Genomic DNA, 12177 nt, shown 5'->3' with positions numbered 1-12177 from the left:
ATCAAACTCTCCATGAAATGGTGTTTGACTTGCTCAAACTTGTTTTTATCGCTTTTTCCGTTATTTCTAACGGGGCAGTTTTGCTCGTTGTTCAGTTTTCAAAGAACAATTTTTCTCAACAACGCTGTATATCTTATCACGTTATCGAATTCAGTGTCAAGCTTTATTTTTCATCGATTTGAATTTCTATCAATCAATGTACTTCAGCTTGTCGTCCGAACCGTGTATCTCTCTCGGCCGGAATTAGAATATACCATAGGCATATATCCCATTGCAAGTCTTTTTTTAAAAAACTTTATATCCTAGCAGCCTACTCTGTTCCTATATGCTTCAGTGCTTCTCTTACACTAAGAGAAGATAAGGGAGTTTCATTAACAAACCGGCGAACTACATCTGCCTCTGTCTTCGCGTATTCCCTAAGCGCCCATCCAATTGCTTTTCGGATAAAGAATTCGGACTCTTCCTTTTGCAGGTTGATATAATGAAAGAGTCGCTCGATATCTGTACTTCCTTTATATTTGAGCTGATAGAGGATAGCCGTTCGGCGCAGCCACATATTGTCTGAGTGTATCCAGCGATCCGGATAATCGGGAAGCAGATCCGGGTACTTCGATAGATGAAAGCCTACAAGCTGACCCGCAATGATATCTACTGTATCCCACCAAGACTTTGTGACAATCAGTTGCTCTAATACATCAATATGTGATCTGTCAGCCTGCTTTCGGTGCTTGTCCAGCAGAACCATCGCCGTATATTGATACTCCCGCTCCGGCAACTGCCATAGCTCATTTACCGTTTGCAGCAGCAGTTCGCCCTTGGGCAGACCATTCTCCTTCCAGAACTCCCTTGTCAGCTGGGTTCTTTCTGGCGTCTTAATCCCTAAGAACGGAAACTGATTACGCATATAAGCTTCCATAGCATGTGCTCTCTCATGATCAGCGTGCTCACGCAGCCAATTTGCTAACTTATTAGCATATGTCGACATAGCAATCCCCTCCATTTTCCAAAATTATAGTTTGGTGAGTACTCGATATGCAAGCTAATGTGGCCACTACTTTCATCATCAAGAGTCTACATAAAAAACCACCTCTTAAGGTGGTTTGAGGGAGTACTACAATAATGATCTATTGTACTCTGCGATAAGGCTTCCGGTATTCCTGCGGAGTTACGCCATGAACCTTGCGGAACAATCTGGCGAAGTACGAGAAATTGCCGTAGCTGAGACCGTCAGCGATCTCACTGATACTGCGGTCGGTTGTCGTAAGAAGCTCCGCAGCTTTATCCATTCTTTCCTTCAATATATAGTCTGTCAGCACCATACCTGTTTCCTTCCGGAACAGACGGGACAGATAGGCGGGATTCACAAAAGCAATGGACGCCAGCTGCTCACGACTAAGCTCCTCGTTCAGATGCTCAGCGATAAATGCCTTCACCTTGAGCACGATAGGACTAACAGCCATCGTTCTCGAGAACAAGCTGCCTGCGGCTTCTGTTATGCAGCGTACCCAAGCTTTGAATTGTCCAACCGACCGGGTGGCTGTCTCCATTCCCGAACAGGCATGATTCTCATACAACTGCTGAGCTTGGAGTCCCTTACGGTGCATTGCATAATAGATGACTTGCAGCAGCGCATGGTAAGAGGCTGTTAAACTATCGACGGTTGCGGTATGTGGATCAATTGCATTCGTCCAATCTTCCAGCCTTTGCGCCAGCTCCGTTACATCGCCCTGCTCAAGTAAATCCGCCCAGTCCAGCATTGCATCCGTAAATTTGGCGGCCGGTATGATGGTATTTGTCCTCGGATCTTCGCTCCAGATAATACCGCCTGCCATGCTCACATTGCGATATTCTTTGTTCAGTAAGGTTAAGTAGCTTTGCAGCACATCCGTTACAGCACTTAACTCACCAATATAGCAGGACAAACGACAGTAGAAATACTGGCTGCATGCTTCCATATACGCCCGGCATAACGTCTCAATCTCTTCTCTAGCTGCGTCAATCTCACCGAGGTGCAGCACGATAAGAATATTACCCCGATGATCTTGAATAACGTTGCCCGGAAGCTTCTCAAGGAGCAGCTCTTCTGCCGATTTGCGCAGTGCAAACTCCATAATAAGCTCATCCCGCTCGTTAAGTGGTCTTTCCCAGCTCTCCACACTAATAAGGATGAGACGAACACGTTCAACTGTACTTAGCTTCATATCATAAGCAGAGAGAGATTGCCTGATCGCTTCACGGCTTGTTGATACTCTGCGCTCCAGCAGATCCTGCCAGAAGCGCTCTACGAGCATTGGCTTACGGCTGTTCCACAGCTCAACGATTTTATTGTATTGGTCATCCGTTTCACTAATTCTCCGCTTCTCATTCACCCGGGAGATCGCAGTGAGGAGAGCCTCCTCCAGCTCGGTATAAATAACCGGCTTAAGCAAATATTCAAAGCTGCCCAGATGGATTGCACGCTTCGCATACTCAAACTCAGAATGGCAGGTCAACACAATCGTCTCTGGCTGCATGCCTTGTGCTTTTATCCACGCCATCAGTTCAAGACCACTAATTTCCGGCATTTCGATATCACATATGACGATGTCTATCTGCTGTTCATGCAGTACCTGCTGCGCCATCGGTGCATGATAAGCTTCATAAACCTCATCGACTCCAATCATATCCCACCGGACTCCTGAACGAAGTCCCTTCACCGCATAAATTTCATCATCTACAATGAGTACTCGTATCATTGTCCCGGCTCCCTCTCGCCCGTTTTATTCCTCGGCACCCGCAGCGTTACTATCGTACCCTGTGGATCTGCACTGCCAAATGCCATTCTGACTGTACCTTTATAATAGAGCCTGCATCGCCGAACAACGTTCCACAGCCCTAAACTGCCATCACCAGGCTCAAGCTGCTGCACCTTCATATGCAAATGTTCGATTTGTTCCTCCGTGAGACCTTTTCCGTTATCCTCTACCTCAATGACCAGCTCTGCTTGATCCCCCTCGCCTTCTGATGATACCTTCACCCGAATATGGAATGGAGTTCCTGTCCGAATGGAGAAGCCGTGTACCATTGCATTCTCAACGAGAGGCTGAATGCTAAGCGGCGGAATACTTACGTTCTCCAGAGCTGGGTCTACGATAAAATCAAAAGCAAGTGTCTCCGGGAAACGATACTTCTGAATCGAGAGATAATGGTAGAGATGCTCGACTTCTTCCTTCACGGTAACCGTTGAAACCTGCGTACGGGTCGTAAATCGGAAATAGCGTACAAGATGCAAAGACATGTTCTGAATCACTTCATAATCCTTGATCTGTGCAAGTTGATAGACAATATTAAGAGAGTTCATGAAAAAATGAGGATGGATCTGTGCCTGCAAATGCTTCAATTCCGCCTTCTGTGTCCTGATCTGTTCCTCGTAGATATCAATCTTCAAATGCTCGATCTGCTGAGCCATCCCGTTAAACGTTTCTTTCAGCGTAATAAACTCCTGAAGCTTATAATCTTCCATCCGGACGCTAAGGTCGCCGGAGCGAATCTTGCGCATCCCTTTAATGAAATGGTGGATTGGCTTTACAATGGAGTTCTGCAGGAAGAAGAGATAAAGGCCTAGCATAATCGCAGCAAGCATTGGAATGAGATACGTCATTTTACGGAAAATCGGAAGGCCCTCGAGCAGTGTACGCTCAGGCAGAAGGAAGATCAGATTCATATCTGCCATCCTGGAGCTTTTCGCCACAAGCAAGTATGGTTTACCCAGCTTGACGATGTTATAAGCGGCGTTGCCGTTGTCCATGTAAGTGGTTAGGTCGAAAGCTTCTATCTCCTGACGGATCGAATTGCCTACGGTTGATAATGGCTTACCTTCGCCCGATACAAGAAGTGCTTCTGCCTTGCCTCCTTGCCCCAATACCCTCATCGGCTCCATCAGCCGATTTAGATCAATCCATGCTCCAATATAGGAATCATAATTCGTATCCACGACACGAACGAGAGCATATTGTCCATTTAACTCCACAACGTTCCAGCCGGTACGAATAGCAGGATCATCTTTGGCAAGCAGTTCTCTCAGCTTTGTCTGAATCTCCTGTTTACGGTCATAAGTAACCGATTGCTGCTGTGCGATTAGTAGCTCTTCATATTTGGTGCTGTAAGCAAACAAGACGTCTGCTGCATCATAATAGTTAATGTTCAAATCCAAATCATTGGATGTCTGCGTCGTAGACAAATAATATTCCCAGCTTTCTTGATCATATTGGCTGAGCGAGATTAAGCTTTGATCCTGCTCGGCCGCTTTGTAGAGATAGTTCTCGATCTCTCCCAGCACCTGATCCATATCATTCATATACATCGTGAGCATATTCCGGTTCGACTGTGCGACCTGGGAGTGGACAACCTTTGTTGCATAGAGATTGTTCCACAAGAGCAGGATCACGAGAGGAATAATGACGAGACCAAAGCCCAAGATCAGCCTGGAACGCATCGTCGCTTGTCTCATTGCCCGTTCTCCTCTCCTCATCTGCGAATTAGTTGTGGCTGGGCAGCCATAGATCAAGCTGACGCTGCTTTTCCTGGACGACTTTATCAGCTCCAGCTGCCTTCAGCTTGCTTATATACATCGGGATAATTTTCTCCGGATCCTGAGCTCCGGTATTAAAGGCCGGCATAAATTCTTTTTCTACGAGTAGGGAAGCCGCAATCTCCGCCTTCACATGCTCGGGGTTAAACACAAAACCAAGTGCCTTCGATTTATCCGCCTGCTCGTTAAAGCTGCGGTATTCCTCCCAGAGACCCGGATTTTCGTTATCCCATAGATAGGAGTTCAACTGGTTGCCAAACATCCAAGGCTGATTGAGATTGTAGCCCACCGTCTTGGCATCTACGTCAGGCGGATATTCGATGACATTATCCGACTTCTTGACGTAATGAACACCCTCTACGCCCCAATCGAGCAAATTCAGTAAATAAGGATCGGTGTATAAAAGATTTAGCAGCATCATTGATTTCTCCGGATGCTTGGCATTACGGGTAATCGCGAACATCGCGCTTGTTGTATCCGCTGTTGTCGTATAAGGTTTTGTCAGTTCTACACTGACCATGGGATAACCGGTATCCCGCGAAGCTTGAATCTCAAATCCTGGTTTAAGAGACTCGGCATAAGCAAAGGCATTACCTGCTTTCACTGCGTCATATTCATTATCTTTAGATGTTGTAGCATCCGCGTTCAGGTATCCCTTCCGATTCCACTCATAGAGCAGCTTCGCATAGTTCATAAATTCATCCGTCTCCGCCATACTAAGCACCTTCGTTGATTGACCGTCACGTCGCAATACACCTGGTCCTTCTCCAAGCATGTCAAAAATACCGTACTGCATCATAAACGTAAGAGGACTGCGGTCTGCACGTGCTTGCAGTGGTGCAACTCCCGGCTCATCTCGTTTAATTCTCTCGAAAATGGGGCCAAAGTCGGCCAGTGTCTTCACTTGCGAGAGATTAATATCGTATTTATCCACCAGATCCTGCCGGAGCACCAGCCCTTTGCTGGAAGCAAACTCTTTGTTTGTAACAATGCCGTATAGCTTGCCATTCACCTTGCTTGCTTCGAGAATAGAAGGATCCAGAATCTTGCGAATACCCTCGCCATATTTGTCCAGCAGCTCATCAAGAGGAAGGTAGCGCCCTTTCGCAATCTCATCGCCAAAGCGCATCCATCCTGCGGTAAAGAGAATGTCCATCTGTTCGCCGGAAGCAAACATAAGCCCCGTCTTATCCCACCAGGAGCCCATATCAATCGTACGAATGTCGACTGTGGCGTTTATTTTTTTCAGAAGATAGTCGTTGATTTTGTCTTCAACAAGATTAAGGTCCTTGGGCACATTACCCGCAGGGAAGACCATAACCAGCTTGTCGGTATTATTAGTATCTGCAGCCGGCTTGTCAGCAGATTGATTATCGGGATTTGTATTGGAATCGTCAGCCTGTCGAGCCGGCTTCGGCGTTTGTCCGTACATCGTCGAGAATACTATGAGGATAGCGACGACGAGCAGCGATCCGACAATTATTGGAAGCGCTTTCTTATTAGCTCTATTAAACATGTCACTCGTCTCCTTGGCACAAGGTTAGATACCTCATCATACAACGGCTTGATTCTTTCCGACTACTCTAATTGTAACTTTTAATAACAAGATTGTGACTTTGAACGCATGACAAATAGCCGGTTAAGGTTGCCCCTAACCGGCTTGCTTCATTAAATTGAATTATTTGTCCATGAAGCCTGTTGCCTGCAGCAAACGCTTCAGCGTTACCGCTGCTTCTGCACGTGTCGCATGATCAAGCGGAGCGAACTTACCTGCAGATTTGCCTTGCATAATCCCTGCTGCTGCAAGCTCATCAATGGAAGACTGTGCCCACTCGGCGATTTGGCTGCCGTCATGTTCGAACGCTGTTGTTCCCGTATTCGAAGATGAAGTATTCTTTTGGGTCAGCTCCAGCGCACGGTCCAGCATAACCGCCATTTCCTGGCGGGTTACTTCTTGATTCGGATGGAATGTACTATCACTCATCCCTTTTACAATACCGTATTGGACAGCTGTATTAATATAAGAGGCGTACCAGGTAGACGGCTGTACATCTGTGAATGCTTTGTTGTCTTCACTTGTTGGTGCAAACCCAAGCGCCTTCACCACAAGTGCAGCAAATTCCGCTCTGCTGATATTCCGGTTTGGTGCAAACGTATCTGCCGCAACACCATTTACGATTCGTTTGTTTGCCAGAAGCAGAATGTCATCCTTCGCCCAATGGGAAGAGATATCCTTGAAGGTAACAGTCGAAACAGCTGCCGCGTAAAGGCTGTTTGTTGTGCTTTTTACCGTAACAACGGTATGGCCGCCTTCACTTGTGAACAACGCAGGTACCGTTCTAAATTGTCCTGTTGCCGGATCAAACACCACAACCGAGCTGTGCTCCGCATCTAATGGACCGTCGAGCGTAAAGCTTCTAGCTACAAACTGCTTTCCGAATTGATGTACCGGTATGGACTCATCACCGGATTGCAAAGTCATCTCGAAGGAAACGGGATTACCTGCAATGGTGAAGCCTGCCGAAGCTGCCTTGTTCTTCATCTCCTCAGTTGTATCTGATGCTGCTTGCGAGAGTTTGATGGTCAGCTTTGCACCAGACGTCCCCAACTGCTGCCCGTAACCTGCTTTCTCCAAAATCGTCCAAATATCGGACGGCAGGTTATACGTCATTCCCCCATAACGAATCACAACGACTGCACCTTTAGGAGCAGATGCTGCCTCCTTCAATACAGCTGCAGAGAACTCAACAGTTCCCGCTTCAGCATTAGCCGGCAAGTCAATGACAATCTCCGCTTTACCTGATACTAGGCCAGCCTTCAGTTCAGCATCATGATCAATGGATGGCTCAACTGGTGTTGAACCGCCGCCTGTATTATTGCCTGAATTTCCATCATCCTCATGCGTAACGGTACGAAGCTCAAAGCCCGTTCCTGCTGCGTTAAATACTGGTCCAATCTTCGTATGACGAACGATAACATTGTCCATATTAATTGATCCACTTACGTCACTGTTCACATGAATTCCCCATGTGCCGGTTCCATCGATCACATAGTTCTCAATCGTAACGCTATGAGTCCCGTTCGTGATAGCGTTAGGGCCATTCACGTACAGACCTTGATAGGTACTGTCCAATGCTGTGTTATTACGGATCTTAATGTCCGCATCAATTGGCTTATCTCCGGCGAACAGCCAGATAGCTCCAAAGTTCTGTCCCCAGCTTGGTTCGCGGCCGCCTGTACGAATGAGCGTATTGCGCTCAATCAGCGTTGTACCGTCGAATGCTATCGGATTAAAGCGTGTTGATACCGCAATCCCTGCACCAAACCCTACCGTATCAGACAACAGGTTATCCTGCACTTTATTATCCCGTCCGCCAAAGATCGCTACATTATCCGCAAGCCATGGCAGCTGTACTGTATTAAACCGAACGGTATTACCACTCACACGGCTATCATCATCGGATACGCCTTCCGGCTTCTGTGACCAAAGCGCGATGCTGTCATCACCGGAGTTGCGGATATGGGTTTGTTCAATCATGGAGTTTCTTGTGCCGGTTGTGAAGTTAATGCCGTCGGCATAGGTATCGCGAATTCGCACGCCGCCGACGTATAACCCATCTGTCAGCACAGCTTGGTCACTACGCATCGACCAGATTCCGGCTTTTGCATGCTCGATCCATACGTTCTGGATGACCGAGCCTTGGCCAAAGGTGCCATCAAAGCCCGCTTCACGCAGCTCATCATGACGCCCAGTCACACCTAGATCCATATACAAATCGTAGACTTGTACTTTACTTCCTTCAACGAGGAAGCCTGCTCCCTGCAGTTCGGTGTGCCACATGCCCGCTCCACGGATCGTCACATTATCGATATGGAGAGGTCCTTCTGTAAGTGTAAATACCCCTGCCGGAATCCATACACCAACGCCCTGCTCCTTCGCTGCTGCAATCGCTGCTTCAAAAGCAGCTGAATCATCCGATGTATCATTTGCTATTGCTCCAAAGTCTGTTACCGATAAGTAGCCGTCTGGTTGCAAATAAGCATCAGGCGCCTGCTCCAAATCTACTAAGTCAACCACATAGTATTCTGCTGTATCGTCTGCTTCCTTCACGAGACGGATCGTCGCGCCTGCTGGTACTTCGCCAATTAATAGACGGGACTCATCATAGAAACGGTGAGCATCTCCATCATCCGGATTATTCGTCCAAGGATATTTGCCATACACCCAGCTGTACTTGCTGGACAGATTAATCTTGCCTTGCTTCTCTCCATTAATATACAGCGTTAGTGAATGTTCTTCGCCATCACCAGCTGCGGAGTCCGGAATGATATAGCGCATGGTCAGCGCATTCGCTTGCTCCGTTGTTTTAAACTCTACATATTGTCCTGTTGCGTCCAAACGAACAGCTCCCCTTCCGGATGCTTCGGAAGCAAAGGTTTTAAACGTACGGTCCTCTTCGATTAAAGAACCATTCGTTACGCCATGCTCTGCTTCATAAGTCGTAAAGGGAACTGTCGCTCCGCGGTAATCTTTGTTGATTGCATTTTGCACGAGGAGGTAATCGACATCATCATTGCCGGTATTGCCGTTATCATACTGCAAGGATATCGTATTCATGCCTGCACGAAGTGGAAGGTTCAATGTCTTGTCAGCCCAGCCGTTACCTGTACTTGGGAACTCTATTGCAGCAGGCTGCTTTAAGCCGTTGACATATACATTTAACGTCTTTGCATTATTGTCTGAATTCCGATAATGCACTTTCACTCCATAGATGCCAGCACTGTCCGCATTAACAGCAAACAGCAGCGTTGCATCCACTTGTGTAAAACCAGATACTGAAGTTCCATTAGCAGATACCCCGCCAGCCATAAAAGCTTCTTCTGCTTCATAGCGAACATCATTCTTCACGGGCTGAAGCAGCCAATGTGCCGAGCTTGCCGCTGGCTCAACCGCCTCGGAAGTAATTGCTCCCGCTTCACTTAACGTTAAATACTGTTCAGGAGCAGCAGCATTGCTCAGCAGTTGATAGCCTGCATAAGCATTAACTTCCCATTGTCCAGCCAGACTTGTTCCATCCGTATTGACCGAAGGCTGACCGTTCGGATTGTGAGCCAGCTTATGGCCAGTCGCTTGATTCACATATTGCTTATGACCGTTGTAATCCTGCGGCAGCCAGTTAGCTGCTTTGCCATCATTAACCGTAGGAATAGCTGCAACAATAGCGCCGTTACGTTCGATTATTGCCTTGCCGCTTACACCATCAACGATCCGAACTACATTCGTCTCCTTCAATACAGGAGTTACGGCGTTCTCAGGACCGTCGACCGATGGTACGGTCACTGCCTCAGCTGATGCCGTCTCGAATCTCCACTGCACGCCGCGGCTTTCAATCGATCTTAGTTCATATTGCGCATAACCTTGCAAATCCTCGGTATGAATATAGTTGTCTTCATAACCCGCCGCTGCACTGCGAAGCAGATATAAACCAGAGGTAGGGCCATTTTCTACAACCCAGTTCACTTTCGTATCCTTATCCGCTGGAGCTGTTGTTGTCTCCAGATAGCTTTGCAGATTTTCGATAGAGATTACATTGCCAGTCGCACGGTTTACGATATGCTGAGTACCATCTTCACTCGTAATCTGCCAGTGCGATGCCGCATTGTTCGCAGCTGGTGTGCCGTATAAGACAACATGGTTGCCGTTCTCATACAGGTATTGGCCGGAAGCTTCATTCTTGATCCGGATAAAACCTTCCGGTAATTCAGCCGGTGCTTGCACAGCAGCCTCCAGCACCCATTGCGCGCTGCCCCAATTCGCCGGAATATTACTTGCTTGCGCAAAGCCGGTCTCATCCTGCATATGGATATTAGCTGCTTCATTATTCCAGTTCGGATTCCAGCTGTTGCTGAATACTTTCGTATTCGCTGAGCCCTCTACATCCGTCATCACCCACTGTACGCTGCCCCATGTTTTATCCAGCGTTAAGCTTTCGAGAGGTTTAAGATGCGGATCTGTTTCCCCCGGCTGCTTGTTAATGTTCTCATTCGAAATCATATGGCCTGTTGCCCGGTTCACAATGTAAACACCTTGCGGTGCAGTCTCAATAGACCAATGAGAGGCCGGGTCATCCGCATCAGGCTGGCCGTAAGCCACCTTGCCATCTTCATCTTCAAAGAGGTATTGGCCAAAATAGCTGTTCTTCAGGCGTACATAGGCTGGAGCTGTCTCACCTACGGTGACAAACTCCCATTTTGGGCTGCCCCAGTCTTTAGGCACAACGCTGAACTGCGCGTATTTGAGCTTGTTCTCAGCATTGACGTATTTCCCGCTGTCATCGCCTGGCTTGCTGATCAGCTTATAGCCTTGATACGTCTCGATTGTCCAATCACCAGCAGTCGAGTCATCAGCCAGAGTGGAAGATTTCAGAGCGTCCCGGTCGCCTGTTACCCCATCATTATTCAAATAATGACCAGTGCCGCGGTTCTTGATTCGTTTTACACCGTCATGATCTTCCACCAGCCACTGAGCATTCTGATTAGATGACAGCACGTTGCCGTATTGAACAACACCATTGGCATCTTCAAAAAGATACAGCTGCAACCAATTGTTCTTAATCCGAATGTATGGAACAACCGGAGCTGTAGGCGGAGCCGGGTCCTCCAGTGCCCACTGAGCGCTGCCCCAAGTAGCCTGAGCCCAATTATTGCCCTGTGCGAAGCCATCTTGATTCTGCACGTTGATGAGGCTGCTTGCATTTGCCGCGCTTTTCAGGATTACGTAACCATCCACTTCGCTACCGTTGTCGGCCTTGGCAGCCGCGATGATCCAAGCTGAATTTACACTTGGCGTAACTTCAGCGGAAAGCGGCGTTGCCCCGACATAATCAACACTCGTTACATAATGGCCCGTCGCCACGTTGCGCAGCAGCTTGCCGTTTGCCGTGTCAATCAAAGTCCATTGCGAAGATTGATCCGTATAAGCAGGGTCGCCGTATTTAATCTGACCGTTATCTTCATATAAATAGGTGCCTTTCCAATTGTTCTTGATCCGCTTCGGCGCTCGAACCGGTTCGCTGGTTTCTATTGAATCAAAGGTCCAGGTTGCGCTTCCCCAGTCCGATTGCGCCCAGTTATTCGACTGAACGGTACCGTCGTCAATTTGGAAATTGACGATCCACGAGGAGTTACGAGTACTGATAATATTGAACTCTCCAGGTTTTGTTGCAACTTCTGCAATATCCCATGTGTCAGAGATCCAGTTCTCACCGATGTCAGAGTTTGATACTGGATTTGTAATATTCGCATCCGTTACATCTTCCGAATTCATGTAATGGCCGGTCGCGCGGTTTTTAATTCGCTTATGATCGCCCTTCACTTCTATTGTCCATTGCGCATAAGGATCGTTCACAGCCGGAAAGCCGTAACGCACCTTACCTGCTGAATCCTCATAAAGCGAATAACCTTTCCATGGATTATGAATTTGAATGAAAGCGTCTTCATTATTAGCCCCAGAAACGCCGTCCGCACTAGCGGACAGCGGGGGGATCGCAATGAGGAGCGCCATACAAAGAAATACAAACTTCTTTAATAATGATGGCATTGATCCC

At 47.6% G+C, this 12177-nt stretch carries 6 protein-coding genes; 1 reads left to right on the top strand and 5 read right to left on the bottom strand.

Annotated elements, in window-relative coordinates; all coding sequences use genetic code 11:
• Positions 1-182: hypothetical protein (locus AC0YNT_RS26125; protein ID WP_475807233.1), on the top strand; the 182-nt coding region annotated here is incomplete at its 5' end.
• Positions 183-310: 128 nt separating this feature from the next.
• Here AC0YNT_RS26125 and AC0YNT_RS26120 read toward each other — a convergent pair.
• The 5 genes from AC0YNT_RS26120 to AC0YNT_RS26100 form a co-directional block, all read right to left on the bottom strand.
• Positions 311-985, bottom strand: a complete 675-nt coding sequence (locus AC0YNT_RS26120) for a DNA alkylation repair protein (protein ID WP_475807232.1) — start codon at positions 983-985, stop codon at positions 311-313.
• 139 nt (positions 986-1124) lie between these two features.
• On the bottom strand, positions 1125-2735 hold the full coding sequence (locus tag AC0YNT_RS26115) for a response regulator (RefSeq protein WP_475807231.1): 1611 nt from the start codon (positions 2733-2735) through the stop codon (positions 1125-1127).
• The gene (locus tag AC0YNT_RS26110) at positions 2732-4489 is read right to left on the bottom strand and encodes a sensor histidine kinase (protein WP_475807230.1); all 1758 of its coding nucleotides are present in this window, start codon (positions 4487-4489) and stop codon (positions 2732-2734) included. Before AC0YNT_RS26110 ends, AC0YNT_RS26115 begins: the two co-directional genes overlap by 4 nt.
• Before the next feature lie 28 nt (positions 4490-4517).
• Entirely contained in the window at positions 4518-6086 is a 1569-nt protein-coding gene (locus AC0YNT_RS26105; protein WP_475807229.1) for an ABC transporter substrate-binding protein, read from the bottom strand.
• 162 nt (positions 6087-6248) lie between these two features.
• Entirely contained in the window at positions 6249-12170 is a 5922-nt protein-coding gene (locus tag AC0YNT_RS26100; RefSeq protein WP_475807228.1) for an S-layer homology domain-containing protein, read from the bottom strand.
• Positions 12171-12177: the final 7 nt, after the last annotated feature.

Source organism: Paenibacillus sp. J22R56 (assembly GCF_056269375.1).
Note: the sequence above shows the minus strand (reverse complement) of the source record. Positions and strands in the feature narration are given on the sequence as shown.

Excerpts from the sequence above, each read along its gene's own strand:
- AC0YNT_RS26110 (WP_475807230.1), bottom strand. The coding sequence starts at position 4,489 with ATGAGACAAGCGACGATGCGTTCCAGGCTGATCTTGGGCTTTGGTCTC.
- AC0YNT_RS26100 (WP_475807228.1), bottom strand. The coding sequence starts at position 12,170 with ATGCCATCATTATTAAAGAAGTTTGTATTTCTTTGTATGGCGCTCCTC.
- AC0YNT_RS26120 (WP_475807232.1), bottom strand. The coding sequence starts at position 985 with ATGTCGACATATGCTAATAAGTTAGCAAATTGGCTGCGTGAGCACGCT.
- AC0YNT_RS26115 (WP_475807231.1), bottom strand. The coding sequence starts at position 2,735 with ATGATACGAGTACTCATTGTAGATGATGAAATTTATGCGGTGAAGGGA.
- AC0YNT_RS26105 (WP_475807229.1), bottom strand. The coding sequence starts at position 6,086 with ATGTTTAATAGAGCTAATAAGAAAGCGCTTCCAATAATTGTCGGATCG.